The organism is Citricoccus sp. K5 (assembly GCF_902506195.1).
GTDB lineage: Bacteria > Actinomycetota > Actinomycetes > Actinomycetales > Micrococcaceae > Citricoccus.
On record NZ_LR732817.1, the window covers coordinates 3,079,153 to 3,094,689 of the forward strand.

Below are 15,537 nucleotides of genomic sequence, written 5' to 3' on the forward strand. Positions count from 1 at the left end.
GTACCGGTCAGAACAGCAGGATCTATCCTATCCCCACCGTGACGGATTCCCAAATCGAAGACCAAGCGAAGACCAATCGAGGGCACTTCGAGCGCCTGAGTCCGGCCTGGGAGACCGCATTGAAACCGCATTGAAACCCGCCCCCGGCCTGTTCCTCACGGTTTGCTCCTGCGTGCCGCGTACTATCGACACAGACATCTGCCGAAAGGAGTACCCCCGCGTGGGTCTTCTGGATAACCTCGAGCGCGGCCTGGAGAAGGCTGTGCAGTCAGCCTTCTCGGCCGGCGGCTCCCGAGCAGTCAAGCCGGTCGAGATCGCCAACGCCCTGAGACTGACCATGGACGACGAGGCCGTGGTCCTCTCCGAGGGCCGCACTTTCGTGCCCAACGTCTTCATCATCCGCTTCTCCACCCCGGACTTCGAGCTGGCCCGGAAATGGGGCTCCGCCCTCGCGGAGGAACTCTGCGACGAGGCCATCCGGCATGCCCGGGACCAGGGTTACACCCTGCATGGCCCGGTCCGCGTCACCTTCGTGGAGGAGGCGTCGCTGCGCGCCGGCAAACTGGACATCGAGTCCGCCTCGGACCGCTCCGGCGGTTCGGACCAGATGCACGACGCCGGCTCCTCGCCCACCGGGACCGGCTCGGCCGCCGTCGTGTCCCAGGCTCCGGTGGACCGGAACGCGCCCGTCCCGCCGGTGCCACCCGTGGCCTCACCCCCGGCACCCCGGCCCACGCCGGCCGCGTCGGCGGAGGCAGTCCGGCGGACACCGAGCCCGTCCCCCCAGCGCCCGGCCCAGCCGTCCCGACCGGCCACCCCACCACTGCAGCCCGTGCTCGAGATCGACGGCCGCAAGTACGGCATCAACGCCGATTCGATCGTGCTCGGCCGTTCCGCCGATGCGGACATCCTGGTGGAAGACACGGGCGTCTCCCGCCGCCACCTGGAGATCATCACCCGGGGCAGCACCGTCATGGCGGTGGACCTGGGATCCACGAACGGGATCTACGTCAACGACCGTAAAGTGGACGGCTCCACCGTGCTGCGGCACGGTGACCGAATCACGATGGGACGTGTTGCCATGGTCTTCAGGATGCTGCCCGCGCGGGACACGCCGGGCCAGGGAGGAGCCTCATGAGTGAACTTGCCGTGGCCGCCCTGCGGCTGGGCCTGCTGCTGGTCATGTGGATCCTTATCATCTCGATCGTCTCCTCCCAGGGACGGGATCTCATGGTCGGCGCCCGCAACAAGGTCCGTCCCCGCGGCAAGAACCCAGCGCCCGTCGCCGCCGGTGCGGCCGCCGGTACGGTCGGCAGCCCCAGTGGTGGTGCACCCGCCTCCGGGACCGGTGGTCAGAGCACCGGCCAGCAACAGGCCCGGCCGCTGCCGACGCGGCTCCAGGTCACCGAGGGCCCACTCCAGGGCTCCGTCGTCGAACTGCACGGATCACCGCTCCTGCTCGGGCGCGCCCAAGAGGCTGACCTGGTGCTGGACGACGACTACGTCTCGGGCCGTCATGCCCGCCTGTTCCCCCAGGGCTCGCGCTGGTTCCTTGAGGACCTCGGCTCCACCAACGGCACCTACGTGTCCGGCTCCCAGCTGACCCGCACCGTGGCCGTGGACCCGGGCACCCCGATCCGGATCGGCAAGACCGTCCTGGAACTGAGGTCCTGACGCCGATGCCTTTGGTCCTCCGCTTCGCTGCGCGATCCGATGTGGGCAGGGTCAGGTCGAAGAACGACGACTCTGCCTATGCCGGATTACACCTTGCCGTCGTGGCCGACGGCATGGGCGGGCACGTCGGGGGTGACGTGGCCAGCGCCTCCACGGTGCTGGACCTGGCCCCCCTGGACGCCACCGGCTATGCCAGTCCGGAGACCGTGCTGCCGGACGAGATCCAGAACGCGAACCTGATCCTCAACGACCTGGTCCATGCCAGTCCCAAACTCGCCGGCATGGGGACCACGTGCACGGCGATGTTACTCGCCGGGCGGACCATCCACGTGGCGCACATCGGAGACTCCCGGGCCTACCGGCTCAAGGACGACACCTTCGAGCAGATCAGCATCGACCACACCTTCGTGCAGCGACTCGTGGACGAGGGACGGCTGGACCCCGCCGAGGCCGAGTCGCATCCGCACAAGAACGTGCTCATGCGGGTGCTCGGCGACGTGGATGCCTCCCCGGAGCTCGATATCTCGGCTGTGGACGCCGCACCCGGCGAGCGCTGGCTGCTGTGCTCCGATGGGCTGACAGCCGTGGTGCCGTCCTCCGTGATCGAGCAGAAGCTGCGCCACCGGAGCGATCTTCAGGCCGTGGCCGATGAACTGGTCGAGCTGACCTTGGCCGGCGGTGCCCCGGACAACGTCACCGTCGTGGCCCTGGAGGTGGACGAGGCCACCGAGGCCGAGGCGGCCCTGCCCTCGCCCGCCCACCTCTCCGACCAGGCCCTCGCCGCCGCTACGCCCGGCGAGGCCGGCCCCGTCTCCGCCTCCCTGCTGCGGGAGGATCTGGAGTCACGGCCCCACGTCCTCGTCGGTGCCGCCGACCTGGCAACCCAGACCGGCAAGATCCCGATCGTCACCCGCCGCAGCACCCAGAAGCGAGCAGCCGCTCTGTTGACCGGCGCGGCCAGCCACGGTGCCCAGGCCGAGGGCGCCCTGCCCGACCCGCTGGCGGTCTCCGCCGCCTCGGAGCTCATCGAGGGCCACCGTGGCCCGGTCGATGGCTCGGATGACGGTCTCGGTGGCGACTCGGATTCCGGCGGGCACGAACCGGAGGAAACGCGGGACGGGACACGGGCAGAGGGGCGGCCGCGCCGGCGTCGTTCCGTCTTCATCCCGGTCTTCACCGCCCTCTTGGCGCTGATCTTCGCCGTGCTGTTGCTCTGGGGCTACCTGTGGACACAGACCCAGTACTACGTGGGTGCCCAGGACGGCCGGGTGGCCATCTACAACGGCGTCTCCCAGCGGCTGGGGCCGATCCAGCTGTCCCACCTCGACAGTGAGACGGACGTGGCGCTGGAGGATCTGCCGGCATATTCACGTCAACGCGTCGAATCGGGCCTGCCGGCCCGCGACCTCGAGCACGCCCAGCAGATCGTCGCCGATCTGGAGAACTCCGTGACTCCGGATCCACCGGCCACGCCGAGCCCGTCCCCGTCCGAGACGCCGAGCGATTCGCCGTCGGGGACTTCCTCGGGCAGTCCGACCTCCACGCCCCCGTCCACCCCTCCAGGAGGTGATCGCTGATGTCCCAGATCTCTTCCACCCCCCGTCCACGGCGCAACACCGAACTGGTGCTGTTGATCCTGGGCCTGTGCATCGGCACCGGAGCCAGCCTGCTCGCCGGCCTCGGCATGGACCGCGAGATCACCTCCGAATACTGGGTGCAGGCGGCCGTGCTGGCCATCATGGCCCTCGTCTTCCACCTGGTACTGCGGCTGCGCGCACGGTACGCGGATCCGTACATCCTGCCGATCGTGGTCACCCTCAACGGCCTCGGGATCGCCATGATCCACCGCATCGACGTGGCCGAGGGGGACGACGCCGCCTCCCGCCAGCTGATGTGGACCGTGGTGGCGATGGGCGTGGCGATAGCCCTGCTCTGGCTGCTCAAGGATCACCGGGTCCTGCGGCGCTGGCCCTACCTGTTCCTCGCCGCCTCCGGCATCTTGCTGCTGCTGCCGCTGATTCCGGGACTGGGCATGGAGATCAACGGCGCCCGGATCTGGATCAACCTCGGCGTGGGCTCCTTCCAGCCGGGAGAGATCGCCAAGATCACCCTGGCCATCTTCTTCGCGGGCTATCTCTCCGCCAACCGTGACCTCATCCTGCTGGCCGGCAAGAAGATCGGCCCCGTGACCTTCCCCCGCTTCCGGGACATGGGCCCGCTGGTGATCGCGTGGCTGATCTCCATGGGCGTGCTCGTGTTCCAGCGGGACCTCGGCTCCGCCATCCTGTTCTTCGGGCTGTTCATGGCCATGATCTACCTGGCCACCTCCCGGGTGTCCTGGATCATCCTCGGCCTGGTCCTGGTGGCCGTGGGCGGGCTGCTCGCCGTGAACACGATCTCCCACGTGGGGCTGCGCGTGGACGCCTGGCTCCATGCCTTCGACCCGGAGGTCTACAACCGCGGTGCCGGCAGTTACCAGATCGTGCAGGGCCTGTTCGGTCTCGCCTCCGGCGGACTCCTCGGCACCGGACTGGGCGGGGGCCGGCCAGACATCGTGGCCTACGCCAACTCGGACATGATCATCGCCTCGTTCGGCGAGGAGCTGGGCTTCATCGGCCTGTCCGCGATCCTCATGCTCTTCGTGCTGCTGGTGACCCGCATGCTCCGCGCCGCCTTGGGAACCCGTGACGCCTTCGGCAAACTCCTGGCCGCCGGGCTGGCCTTCACCATGGCCCTGCAGTGCTTCGTGGTCATCGGCGGAGTCACCATGGTGATCCCGCTGACCGGCCTCACCACTCCGTTCATGGCGGCCGGTGGCTCCTCACTGCTGGCCAACTGGATCGTGGTGGCGCTCGTGCTGATGGTGTCCCAGTCCGCGCGCAAGCCGGTAGCCGTCGGTCCCATGGTCAACGCGTCCGGCTCCGGATCAGGGCACCAGGACCGCACGTCCGGAGTTCCGGTCGAGACGCCGGCAGGAGGAGTCACCGCATGAACCAGGCCATCCGCAATTCCTGGGTCGTCATCGTCGCCATGTTCATGGTGCTCGTGGTGGCCATCTCGATCATCCAGGTCATCGCCGCCGATGCCCTGAAGAACAACGACTTCAACTCGCGGCAGCTCTACCAGGAGTTCGGCTCCGCCCGCGGACCGATCCTCGTGGACGGCAACCCGATCGCCGAATCCGTGGAGTCCAACGACGACTTCAACTACCAGCGCGTCTACCACGACACCGAGCTGTACTCGGGGCTGACCGGTTTCTATTCGCTGACCTACGGAGCCACCGGCCTCGAGGACAAGCTCAACCGCTACCTGGCCGGCTCAACTGACGGCCAGTTCGTGGATCGCATCGTCGAACTGTTCTCCGGCACCCAGATGGAGGGCGCCCAGGTGGAGCTGACGATCGACCCCGAGATGCAGGAACTGGCCTACTCGGTGATGCCGGACGGGGTGGAGGCCTCCGTGGTCATCACGGATCCGGAGAGCGGGGATATCTTGGCCATGGCCTCCAAGCCCAGCTATGACACGAACCTGCTCGCCACACACAACGGGGCCGAGGCCTCGGCGAACATGGAGGAGCTGCAGTCCGTGCCGGGCTTGAGCCCTTACCTCAACCGGCCCACCGCCTCCCTGCCGGCCCCGGGTTCCACGTTCAAGCTCATCGACACGGTGGCCATGCTCGAGTCCGGCGAGTACCAACCGGATCAGGTCCTCGACGTCCCGAATTCCATCACCCTGCCGAACACGAACACGCCCCTGGGCAACTTCGGCGGTGGCCTGTGCGGCAGGATGGACGAGGCCACCCTCGCCGAGATCTTCGCCCAGTCCTGCAACACGCCCTTCGCCCTCGCGGCCATGGAGCTGGGCCAGGACCGGATCCGCACTACGGCGGAGAACTTCGGGTTCAACGAGTCCTTCGACATCCCCCTGACGGTCGCCGCCTCGCAGTTCCCCGAGGACCTGGATGACGCAGCCCTGGCCCAGTCCTCGATCGGCCAGCGGGACGTCAAGGCCACCGCCCTCCAGATGAACATGGTGGCCGCCGCCATCGCCAACGACGGGACGATGATGAAACCGCAGCTGATCGACACGATCCGAGGGTCGGATCTGACGCTGCTGGAGGACGTGCAGCCGGAGGTCTTCAAGCGCTCCACCACCCCGGAGATCGCTGAACAGATGACGGAGCTGATGCGCGGTCCGCTCGACGGCGGTACGGCCTACCGGGCCCAGTCAGACCGCGTGGACATCGCCGCCAAGACCGGCACTGCCCAGTTGGGGGCGGACAATGACCTGGTCAATTCCTGGATCACCGGGTTTGCCCCGGCCGATGATCCACAGGTGGCCGTCACGATCGTGTACCAGAACATCGACTTCGACACCGGCAGTGAGCTGACGTCGACCAACCTGAAGGAAATCATGGAGGCGGTGGTCACACAGTGAGGCCGACATCGGGTATCACGCTGGGCGGCAGGTATCAGCTCACCGAGCGCATCGCCATCGGCGGCATGGGCGAGGTCTGGAAGGCCAAGGACAAGATCCTGGGCCGGCTGACGGCGGTGAAGATCCTCAAGGAGGAGTACACCGGTGACGCGAACTTCCTGCGCCGCTTCCGGGCGGAGGCCCAGCACACGGCGTTATTGAACCATCCCGGCGTCGCGAACGTCTTCGACTACGGCGAGGAGGACGGCTCCGGCTACCTTGTCATGGAGTTGGTCCCCGGACCGCCACTCTCGGCGATCCTGGACAAGGAGAAGGTCCTCTCCCCGGACCGGACCCTGAACATCATCGCGCAGACCGCCCGTGCCCTGTCCGCCGCCCACGCCCAGGGCCTGGTGCACCGCGACGTGAAGCCCGGGAACCTGCTGATCACTCCGCACGGCCGCGTCAAGGTCACCGACTTCGGGATCGCCCGGATCGCTGACCAGGTGCCATTGACCGCCACCGGCCAGGTCATGGGCACCGCCCAGTATCTGGCCCCGGAACAGGCCACGGGACAGCAGGCCACCGGCTCCTCGGACATCTACTCCCTCGGTGTCATCGGCTACGAGAGCCTCGTGGGACACCGTCCCTTCTCCGGCGAGTCCCAGATCGCGATCGCGCTGGCCCAGGTCAACGACCCGCCACCGCCCCTGCCGGACACCATCCCGGAACCGGTGCGGGCCCTGATCATGTCCATGCTGGCCAAGGAGGCCGACGAGCGTCCGGCCAACGCCACCGCCCTGGCCGAGGCTGCGGAGTCCCTGCGTCAACAGGACACGGCGTCCGCTGCCGCCGCCGTGCCCGGGATGATTCCGTTCCTGACGGGAGGAGCCGCAGCTGCGGCCGTTGCCGCCCAGGGCGCCCAGACCCAAGCGCTCACACAGGCCGTCGACTACTCGGGCATGTCAGACACCCATGCCACCGAGGTCATCAGTGGTGCTTCCGGTTCGGAGGGCACGGGCACCTCCGCACTGCCCGTGGCCGCCAGCGTCGGTGCCGGTAGCGGCGCTGGCGCAGCCGGTGCCATCTCCGCCACGGAGGACCCGGATGCCTACCGCGCCGGAGACTCCTCGGACCCGGACGCCGAGGGCTACAACGAGCAGCTCGACCGCACCGCCGGACGGAAGAAGCGCAGCCCGTGGACCTGGCCGATGATCGGGTTGATCGCGCTGATCGTCTTCGTCGTCCTCGGCATCTGGCTCGGACCCCAGTTGACCGGCGGCGGTGGCGAGGAATCCTCCTCGGCGCCGGTGACCTCCGCCAGCTCGTCGGTCGCCGACTCGGAGACGCAGTCGCCCTCACCGAGCACGTCCGAACCGACCACCGAGTCGCCGACGCCCACCGAGACCGGACCCGAGACCGTGTCGATCCAGGCCGCGTCGTATCAAGGCCGGGACTTCGAGACGGTCGCGAGTGAGCTACGCGCCCTGGGCATGGAGGTAGAGGGCGCCGAGATCCGTAACGACGCCCCCTCCGGTACGGTCATCAATCTCTCGCCGAGCAACACGGACGTCGAGGTCGGCTCGCTGATCATCGTCACCTACTCCGCCGGCCCGCAGCCGACGATGTCGGCCCCATCCACTCCCGAGGAACCCTCGACACCCCCGGAGTCGTCGCCGACCGAGGAATCGGAGACCTCGACGCCCCCGCCGACGACGGGAACGGCGACCACGGCCCCGCAGAGTGCGCCGAGCTCGACGCTCGATTCGACCGCTACCCCCACGGACACGGACGAGGACCCCGCCACCTAGACCGCCCGGACACCCCGCCGGCTAGCATCATCAGTGAGAACAGGACGAACGACAGTGCCACATCAACGCATCCTCAACGGCCGTTACGAGGTCGGTGACCTCATCGGCCGGGGTGGCATGGCCGATGTGTTCCAGGGTCGGGACCAGAAACTCGGTCGCAAGATCGCCATCAAGCTGATGCGCCCGGATTTGGCCCGCGATCCGCAGTTCCAGTCCCGGTTCCGCCGGGAGGCCCAGTCTTCCGCTGCGCTGAACCACCCGAACATCGTCTCGGTGTTCGACACGGGCGAGGAACGGTTCGAGGACGGCGCCTACCAGGGCGTCGCCTGTCCCTTCATGGTCATGGAGTTCGTGGATGGTCGCACGCTACGCGACCTGCTGCGCCATGACGAGATCACCGTGGACCAGGCCATCGAATGGACCTCCGGGGTGCTGGCCGCCCTGAACTACAGCCACGAGGAAGGCATCGTCCACCGGGACATCAAGCCGGCCAACATCATGGTCACCAAGTCCGGGGCCGTGAAGGTCATGGACTTCGGCATCGCCCGCGCACTGTCCGATTCGGCCGCCACGATGACGCAGACCCAGGCCGTGGTCGGAACCGCCCAGTACCTGTCACCGGAACAGGCCCGGGGTGAGTCCGTGGATTCGCGGTCGGACCTGTACTCGGCCGGCTGCCTGCTGTTCGAGCTGCTGACCGGGCGCCCGCCGTTCGTGGGGGATTCCGCCGTGGCCGTGGCCTACCAGCATGTCAGGGAGGAGCCTCCGGTTCCCTCCACGCTCAACCCGACCGTCTCGCCCGCCCTGGACGCCGTGGTCTCCCGCGCGCTCTCGAAGGACCGAGAGGACCGGTTCCAGTCTGGCCTGGAATTCCGTGCCAGCTTGTACCGGGCAGCTGAGCAGCCCGACGCCGGCCCTGCGCAGCACTCGTCCCCCTCGGCTGCCGCTGGGGACCGATCCGGTGGCATTGCCGGTGCCGCCGCCGTCGGGATGTATCCGGACGGCGCCACGGAGGCCATGACGGCCGTCTCTCCCCGGCCGGAGGGAGAGACCAGGGCGATGGCCGCCGTCGGGAATGATTCCGGTAGCGAGCCCAGGACCGAGAGGTACACGGGCCTCGCGGATGACCTGCATTCCGGCCGTCACGACGGGGAACTCTCTGCCCCCACCGCGGCCACGCCTCCCGCACCCCCGGAGGATACGGGCCACCCGCTGGACCTCGGCGAGGAGCCGCGCCCGGGTACACCGAAGAAGAAGCGCAAAGCGCACCGCGTCTGGGTGCCCATCCTCGTGGTCATCCTGGCCCTGGCCGCCGTGGCAGGTGGGTGGTTCCTGATGGAGGAACTGAACCGGCGCAATGTGGAGGCCAATCAGGTGACCGTTCCTGCCGTGGCCGAGATGACCCAGATCGAGGCCCAGAACACGCTGACCTCCGCGGAACTGCGGCCCATCCTGGAAGAGGTGCACGATGATGAGGTCCAGCGGGATCTGGCCGTCGGCACTGAACCCGACAGCGGAACCGTCGTCCAGAAGAACCAGGAGATCACCCTCTTCATCTCCATCGGCCCCGAACAGGTGGAGATCCCCGCGGACCTGGCCGGGCAGTCGGAGGCCACGGCGCGGGACACCCTGGAGGGTCTGGGCCTGTCCATCTCCTCGGTCCGCTATGTCCCCTCGGCCGACGTCCCGCGGGACCGGCTGGTCGGCACCTCCCCGGAGCTCGGAGCCACCGTGAAGTCAGGCTCTACTGTGGAGCTGCAGATGTCCTCCGGCAACGTCGTGGTCCCCAACCTCGTCGGCCTGACCCAGGAGGAGGCCCAAGCCGCCCTCCAGGAGTTGGGCCTGCAGATGACCGTCTCCGAGGTGGAACGCGAAGCGCCGGTGGAACCGGGCACTGTGGTCAGTCAGGAACAGCCCGAGGGAACCGAGGTGCCCCAGGACTCGTCCGTCACGGTCGAGGTGGCGAAGGTCCCCGAGGAGCCGACTGCCTCTCCGTCTCCGTCGAGTGAGTCGCCCAGCGGGTCCCCGAGTCCGAGCGACTCCGCATCCGGCTCACCCAGCGAGTCGCCCAGCCCGTCGGATTCATCTGCCGAGGCGTCCGGTCCCCAGCCCACTGGCCCGGGGAACAATCGGGGCAGCGGGCAGAGCGGCTGAGCCACAAGTTCGCCGGATGCAGCAGCGGTTGGAGTGTCAGTTCATCACCGGTGAGAGCGTATCGGCCCGGGCGGCCGCACCCGTCATGCCAAGGTACTCGAGCCAGTTGCCCAGCATCCGGTAGCCGCCCTCGGTCAACACGGACTCCGGGTGGAACTGCACGCCCCACAGCGGAGCACTGCGGTGGGCCACGCCCATGACGATCCCTCCGTCCGTCTCCGCGGTGATCTCCAGTTCCTCGGGGACGGTGGCGCGCACGGCCGCGAGGGAATGGTAGCGGGTGGCGACGAACGGGTCAGGGACTCCGGCGAACATCGGATGCCCCCCGTGGAGGACCCGCGAGGTCTTGCCGTGCATGAGTTCCTCGGCGTGCGTCACGGTGGCCCCGTGGGCTTCGGAGATCGCCTGATGTCCCAGACAGACCCCGTAGAGAGGCTTGCCGTGCTCGGCGGCCCACCGGACCATGTCCGTGCTGATCCCGGCGTCAGCGGGGGTCCCGGGGCCGGGAGACAACAGGATCCCGTCCCGCTCTGCCGCCAGTTCGGTCGCGTCCTCGAGGCTCACGGCATCATTGCGGACCACGAGGGTGTCTGCCCCGAGCTCCCGCAGATACCCCACCAGGGTGTAGACGAAGCTGTCATAGTTGTCGACCACGAGGATCCGGGCGGAGGATCCGGCCCCGGAGACGATGGCGTGGTCCGAGTCGGTGGATGCGGTCGGGGAGGTCATGAGCAGAGGTCCCATCGTATGTCGGGCGGGCAGGGCAGCGGAGGCGGGTCCGGAGGTACTCGACGCATCCTGGCGATCCCCGGATGGTCTCACGGGCGGGCCCATGTCCTCCACCAGTTCGCCGCTAGACTGGGCCGAGTACTTCATCTGAAGCAGACTACGCCGTGACCGGTTCCGGTGCGGCGACGTGACCGAACCATCGTGGACAGGAATCGAAGTGCCCGAGTCGAAGTCCCGCAAGACCGACCAGATCGGCCAGAAGAGCAAGAGTGCTGCGCAGGCCGAGCGAGGCCAGCGCCGGGCCGATCTCCGCGCGGAGAAGCCCGAGCCGGGCCCGCTGCCCACTTGGTACAAGGCCATCATGTTCGGTCTGATGATCATCGGCCTGCTGTGGATCGTCGTCTACTACCTCACCATGGGGGTGGCCCCCATTCCACAGGCCGGTGGCTGGAACATCGGCATCGGCTTCGGCATCGCCTGCGTGGGTTTCCTCATGACCACGCGTTGGCGCTAGACGTTCCTGACCCTACGATCGCGTCGGCGCTAGACGTTCCTGTCCGCGCGATAGAGGTCCCTCAGTAGACACATCTCTGCCCCGTGGTGGATGGCCTCGCGGTTGATGTGCAGGACCAGCTCAAGCATTGAGTGCTCCTTCCACGGTCCTTCGGCTTCTCCGGCGGCTGCGCCGAGCGCACCCGCATCGAGCCTGTCCACCGCATCACACCATGCCGTCACAGCGGCGTCGAGCCTCTCATAGGCCTCCCGTGCCGTCCCCGGGTAGTCATAGGTGAAGTAGTCCATCTCCGGGCCGTCGAAGTGCCCCGCCATCCGGGTACCGAATACGCCCACGAGCACGTGGGCCATCCTCCACGCGATCGTCGTCAGCGGTGCGGGTTCCGGCTCGGGAAAGGCGAAGTCGATCACCCAGTCGCCACCACCGGCCTGCACGGCGCCCGGATAGTCCGGTGGAGTGGCGCCCCGTGGACGCAGACCCCACGCCCCGCGAGCCGGTTCCCAGTGGTACTCCTCGTCACTCATCCCCGCCAGACGGGCGGACAGATGGTGGTCCCAATGCCAGCGCAATTGCTGTGACAGCTGTCCAAGCGGCAGGCCAACAGGCCTGTGGTTATCTTTTGACGGGCCTGTGGATTCAGCGGCGTCCTCTGTCATGATCCGATGTTCCCGCCTCCGTCGCAATTGTGGAAGACCTGCCGGATGAGCTCATCGAAACGCCCGAGTTTTCCACAGTTGCAACATTCTCCCTTAAAGCGGATCTGACATGGGGTCTTACTATCCACAGGGGTATCCACAGTGTGAACAACATGCCTGTGATTCATCCACACTGTGGATAACCCCTGTGGATAACTTGGGCCTTGAATCACAACCATGTCATTCCATCCACATCAGTGGATAACTCTGTGGATAAACAAAGGACCCGTGGAGCGCCGATCCTCAGGGATCGATGCTCCACGGGTCCGTGCTGCCTCACCGCCTCAGCGTGACTCGGACGGCGTCAACCGCTGCGGGTCAGAGGCCCGGCCACAGCGACCAGCGGTCTGTTCACGTATCCAGCCAGTATTCGACCAGGGTGGCGTCCGTGAGCCGCAGGATGCCCACGATCGTCAGGACCGCCAACACCACGAGGATCCCCGCCAAGAGGATCCACTGGACGGTGACCGACCGCTGGTCCAATCGCGCCGGAAATCCGGGTCCGCGCTGACCACGGGGCAGATAGGCCACCACCGCGGCGCAGGCGGCCCCCGTGACCAGGCCGCCTATGTGGCCCTGCCAGGAGATGTTGGCCCCCGGCAGGAAGGAGATCACCAGGTTCACACCGATCAGGGCGGCGATCCCGGTGACGTTCCCCCCGGTCCGGCGCATCACGATGAACAGGGCCGCGAAGAGCCCGTACACGGCGCCGGAGGCCCCCACCACCGGAACATACGGGTTGGAGAGCAACAACACCGCCACGGAGCCGCCAAAGGCGGACAGGAGGTAGAGCGCGAGGAACCGAGGCCATCCGAGAACAGGTTCCAGCATGCGTCCCATGAGCCACAGGGTGTACAGGTTAAGGACGATGTGCAGCGGGTTGCCCAGCGAGTGCAGGAAGGCCGAGGTCAGCATGCGCCACGGTTCCATGGCCTCTGAAGAGGTGTGCAGTCCGGCATAGAAGAACTGCTCAGTGATCCCGATGCGCTGGCCCGAGGTGACCCACTGCAGGGCATACATGGCCACACAGAGCCCGATCATGATCCAGGTGACCCAAGGTTGCCCGGGCCGGCGGCGCACGACTGTCCGCCCGGGACGGCCTGTGCCCGTCGGAAGGATCAGGCGGCCTTCGCCGTAGGGTGGCCTCGCCGCCTCGGCCGATCCGGAGGACGGAACCCCCCACGGATCGGTGGACTGCTGTCCGGGACCGGTAGTGCCTGTTCCGGCCGGGGTCCGGCCAGCGGCACAGTCAACACAGTGGATGCCGACGGCGGCCGGCCGCTGGCATTCCGGGCACGCCGGACGTCCGCAGCGTTGGCAGTGGATGAACGAAGGGCGGTCCGGGTGGCGGGGGCAGACCGGCAGTTGCCGGCCCGCCCCTCCGTCCGGACCGCCCGCGGTCTGGTGGGACAAGGAGACTCAGGCTTCCTTGATCTCGATGGACTCGATCGAGACGCCCTCGAGCGGCTTGTCACGACCATCGGTGGCCACGGCGTTCAGGGCATCGACGACCTTCTGGGAGGCCTCGTCCTTCACCTCACCGAAGATGGTGTGCTTGCCCTGCAACCAGGTGGTCGGCACGGTGGTGATGAAGAACTGGGAGCCGTTGGTCCCGCGTCCGTTCTGGATGCCCGCGTTGGCCATGGCCAGCTTGTAGGGGGCGTTGAAGTCCAGGTCCGGGCTGATCTCGTCGTCGAACTGGTAGCCGGGGCCGCCGAAACCCTGGCCGAGCGGGTCTCCGCCCTGGATCATGAAATCCTTGATGATGCGGTGGAAGACGGTCCCGTTGTACAGCGGGGTGCCGTTGTGGGTCTCCCCGGTCTGCGGGTGGGTCCATTCCCGCTCACCCGTGGACAGCCCGACGAAGTTCTGGACGGTCTTCGGGGCGTGGTTCCCGTAGAGCTCGACGAGGATGTCGCCGGCGGTGGTCTTGATGGTGGCGGTATGCGTTGCAATGGCAGTCATGGTCGCCATTGTTCCATCACCCCGCCAGTCAGAACCCGCCGCGGCTCAACGGTGGTGGCAACTTCGCCCACAGCCGAATCACCGCGCTCCGGGCTCGCCGTGCCGTCACGGCCCGGACCCCGTAGGCTATCTCCAGGACCGGCGGACCGGTGGGTTGCCGGCACACCACAGTGCACAACCGCACGTCATGGAGGTTCAGATGAGCAAGAAGACGACTGTCCCGAGCATCGAAGACCGGATCAACTCCGGCGTGGACCATGCGGCACATTGGGCTGCACCGAAGGTGGAGGCCGCATTGGCTTGGGCCGAACGAGGCCTCGGTGAGGGCAAGGTCCAGGGAAAGGCCGCAGGGGAGAAGACCTCCCAGCAGGTGTCCGAGGCCGTGGAGAAGCTCAGCCCGCAGGTCAGGGCCGGCCTGGCTCAGGCGAGTTCAGTCCTGTCTGGGGCCGTTGACAAGGTCTCACCGCAGGTCCAGGCCCAGCTCGACCGGCTGGCCCCGGCTTTCGAGGGCGCTCGGAGCAAGGTGGAGGGCGAGTACGTCCCCGCCGCGTCGGCACGCCTCGCCACGGTGGCCGGCCAGGCCTCGAAGGCGGCTCATGGCGTCAAGGTCTCCCCGGCTGTCGAGAGGGCCCTGGTGAACATCACCGGTGACAAGAAGACCGTGAAGAAGCTGAAGAAGGCCGCCGAGGAGTACGCCAAGACGGCGGAGAAGCAGCTGAGGAAGCAGGCCAAGAAGCAGCACAAGGGCGGCAAGGGCTGGCTCGTGGCCGGCATCGTGGTGGCCGCTGGCGTCGCGGCCGTCGCCGTCTGGCAGTTGACCAAGCCGGTCGAGGATCCGTGGAAGACCCCGGCACCCTCACCGCTGCCGAAGCAGGACGCACCGTCCGCACCGGCATCGGCCGGTGCCGATCCGGACCTGGCCACCAAGGCCCCGTCCGTTCCGGGTCCGACTCCGGCCGCCAGCTCCGCTGCAGCCACCCCGGCTCCCAGCGTCGCCGCGGGCACCGCCACCGTGGACTCCGTGGATGGCCCCGAGGAGAAGGTCGAGGGGATTCCCGCCCCAAAGTCCGCAGAGTGATGCGGACCCGGCTAACGGCTTCCGGTTGAAACAGAAGGGCCCGGGACACCACTGGTGTCCCGGGCCCTTCTCTCGGTGGAGGCAAGGGGACTCGAACCCCTAACCCCCTGCTTGCAAAGCAGGTGCGCTACCAATTGCGCCATGCCCCCGAGGGGTGTTCAGTTATGTGCATCCGGTTGATTCTCACGCGGATCTCCGGGGCTGTTCAGAGAATCCGTGGCCGAACTCCAGACCTGCTTGCCGCGTTCGTTCTCCCGCCAGAAGCGGATCCCGAGCACTGCGGCCACGCCAGCTGCCAGGGCAGCCAGTCGAACTACCGGCTTCATGGTGCCGCCTTCCCCGGCCTACGGCCGGATGGGGACTGCGTGGGTGGGCGTACCAAGACTTGAACTTGGGACCTCTTCGTTATCAGCGAAGCGCTCTAACCGCCTGAGCTATACGCCCTCACGTTTCGAAAGACCGAACCAAATCGTGTCTCCGGAACGAGAATCAACATTACCC

General features: G+C 67.4%; 13 protein-coding genes and 2 tRNA genes. 9 read left to right on the forward strand and 6 right to left on the reverse strand.

Translation table 11 applies throughout. The features are described 5' to 3' along the window. Positions 1-220: 220 nt before the first annotated feature. Genes BOSE125_RS13860 through pknB form a run of 7 tightly spaced genes read left to right on the forward strand, consistent with a single transcriptional unit; the run spans position 221 to position 10,055 of the window. Positions 221-1,138: a DUF3662 and FHA domain-containing protein gene (locus BOSE125_RS13860; protein ID WP_159553429.1), complete on the forward strand. Its 918-nt coding sequence runs from the start codon at positions 221-223 to the stop codon at positions 1,136-1,138. Beyond that, on the forward strand, positions 1,135-1,674 hold the full coding sequence (locus BOSE125_RS13865) for an FHA domain-containing protein (protein ID WP_159553431.1): 540 nt from the start codon (positions 1,135-1,137) through the stop codon (positions 1,672-1,674). Before BOSE125_RS13860 ends, BOSE125_RS13865 begins: the two co-directional genes overlap by 4 nt. Positions 1,675-1,679: 5 nt before the next feature. Continuing rightward, on the forward strand, positions 1,680-3,251 hold the full coding sequence (locus BOSE125_RS13870; RefSeq protein ID WP_159553433.1) for a PP2C family serine/threonine-protein phosphatase: 1,572 nt from the start codon (positions 1,680-1,682) through the stop codon (positions 3,249-3,251). Further along, on the forward strand, positions 3,251-4,666 hold the full coding sequence (locus BOSE125_RS13875) for an FtsW/RodA/SpoVE family cell cycle protein (RefSeq protein WP_159553435.1): 1,416 nt from the start codon (positions 3,251-3,253) through the stop codon (positions 4,664-4,666). The genes BOSE125_RS13870 and BOSE125_RS13875 overlap by 1 nt, the downstream gene beginning before the upstream one ends. Further along, a complete protein-coding gene (locus BOSE125_RS13880; protein ID WP_159553437.1) occupies positions 4,663-6,111 on the forward strand; it encodes a penicillin-binding transpeptidase domain-containing protein in 1,449 nt (482 codons plus the stop codon). The genes BOSE125_RS13875 and BOSE125_RS13880 overlap by 4 nt, the downstream gene beginning before the upstream one ends. Beyond that, entirely contained in the window at positions 6,108-7,901 is a 1,794-nt protein-coding gene (locus BOSE125_RS13885; RefSeq protein ID WP_159553439.1) for a protein kinase domain-containing protein, read from the forward strand. The genes BOSE125_RS13880 and BOSE125_RS13885 overlap by 4 nt, the downstream gene beginning before the upstream one ends. Positions 7,902-7,955: 54 nt before the next feature. Continuing rightward, the gene (gene pknB, locus BOSE125_RS13890) at positions 7,956-10,055 is read left to right on the forward strand and encodes a Stk1 family PASTA domain-containing Ser/Thr kinase (RefSeq protein ID WP_159553441.1); all 2,100 of its coding nucleotides are present in this window, start codon (positions 7,956-7,958) and stop codon (positions 10,053-10,055) included. Between the two features lie 36 nt (positions 10,056-10,091). Here pknB and BOSE125_RS13895 read toward each other — a convergent pair whose 3' ends face one another. Next, on the reverse strand, positions 10,092-10,784 hold the full coding sequence (locus tag BOSE125_RS13895) for an aminodeoxychorismate/anthranilate synthase component II (RefSeq protein ID WP_159553443.1): 693 nt from the start codon (positions 10,782-10,784) through the stop codon (positions 10,092-10,094). A gap of 217 nt (positions 10,785-11,001) precedes the next feature. Here BOSE125_RS13895 and BOSE125_RS13900 point away from each other — a divergent pair, with 217 nt between their 5' ends. After that, complete coding sequence (locus tag BOSE125_RS13900; RefSeq protein WP_159553445.1) at positions 11,002-11,298, forward strand: cell division protein CrgA; 297 nt, start codon at positions 11,002-11,004, stop codon at positions 11,296-11,298. A gap of 29 nt (positions 11,299-11,327) precedes the next feature. Here BOSE125_RS13900 and BOSE125_RS13905 read toward each other — a convergent pair whose 3' ends face one another. From BOSE125_RS13905 to BOSE125_RS13915, 3 genes are all read right to left on the reverse strand, one after another. Beyond that, a complete protein-coding gene (locus BOSE125_RS13905; protein WP_371300796.1) occupies positions 11,328-11,867 on the reverse strand; it encodes a DinB family protein in 540 nt (179 codons plus the stop codon). A 477-nt stretch (positions 11,868-12,344) separates the two neighbouring features. Continuing rightward, entirely contained in the window at positions 12,345-13,034 is a 690-nt protein-coding gene (locus BOSE125_RS18265) for a rhomboid family intramembrane serine protease (protein WP_159553449.1), read from the reverse strand. Between the two features lie 378 nt (positions 13,035-13,412). Then, positions 13,413-13,958 (reverse strand): peptidylprolyl isomerase, encoded by a 546-nt coding sequence (locus BOSE125_RS13915; protein ID WP_159553451.1) that lies wholly within the window; start codon positions 13,956-13,958, stop codon positions 13,413-13,415. A gap of 199 nt (positions 13,959-14,157) precedes the next feature. Here BOSE125_RS13915 and BOSE125_RS13920 point away from each other — a divergent pair, with 199 nt between their 5' ends. Next, a complete protein-coding gene (locus tag BOSE125_RS13920) occupies positions 14,158-15,036 on the forward strand; it encodes a hypothetical protein (protein ID WP_159553453.1) in 879 nt (292 codons plus the stop codon). A gap of 76 nt (positions 15,037-15,112) precedes the next feature. Here the strand turns inward: BOSE125_RS13920 and BOSE125_RS13925 are convergent. Together BOSE125_RS13925 and BOSE125_RS13930 are read right to left on the reverse strand one after the other, a co-directional pair. Beyond that, positions 15,113-15,185 (reverse strand) — tRNA-Ala (locus BOSE125_RS13925). A gap of 221 nt (positions 15,186-15,406) precedes the next feature. Further along, positions 15,407-15,480: transfer RNA gene (locus BOSE125_RS13930), tRNA-Ile, on the reverse strand. Positions 15,481-15,537: the final 57 nt, after the last annotated feature.

What these genes read in the sequence shown, in the direction of transcription:
- BOSE125_RS13865 (WP_159553431.1), top strand. Translation starts at nt 1,135, where the DNA reads ATGAGTGAACTTGCCGTGGCCGCCCTGCGGCTGGGCCTGCTGCTGGTC.
- BOSE125_RS13870 (WP_159553433.1), top strand. Translation starts at nt 1,680, where the DNA reads ATGCCTTTGGTCCTCCGCTTCGCTGCGCGATCCGATGTGGGCAGGGTC.
- BOSE125_RS13875 (WP_159553435.1), top strand. Translation starts at nt 3,251, where the DNA reads ATGTCCCAGATCTCTTCCACCCCCCGTCCACGGCGCAACACCGAACTG.
- BOSE125_RS13880 (WP_159553437.1), top strand. Translation starts at nt 4,663, where the DNA reads ATGAACCAGGCCATCCGCAATTCCTGGGTCGTCATCGTCGCCATGTTC.
- BOSE125_RS13895 (WP_159553443.1), bottom strand. Translation starts at nt 10,784, where the DNA reads ATGACCTCCCCGACCGCATCCACCGACTCGGACCACGCCATCGTCTCC.
- BOSE125_RS18265 (WP_159553449.1), bottom strand. Translation starts at nt 13,034, where the DNA reads ATGATCGGGCTCTGTGTGGCCATGTATGCCCTGCAGTGGGTCACCTCG.
- BOSE125_RS13915 (WP_159553451.1), bottom strand. Translation starts at nt 13,958, where the DNA reads ATGACTGCCATTGCAACGCATACCGCCACCATCAAGACCACCGCCGGC.
- BOSE125_RS13920 (WP_159553453.1), top strand. Translation starts at nt 14,158, where the DNA reads ATGAGCAAGAAGACGACTGTCCCGAGCATCGAAGACCGGATCAACTCC.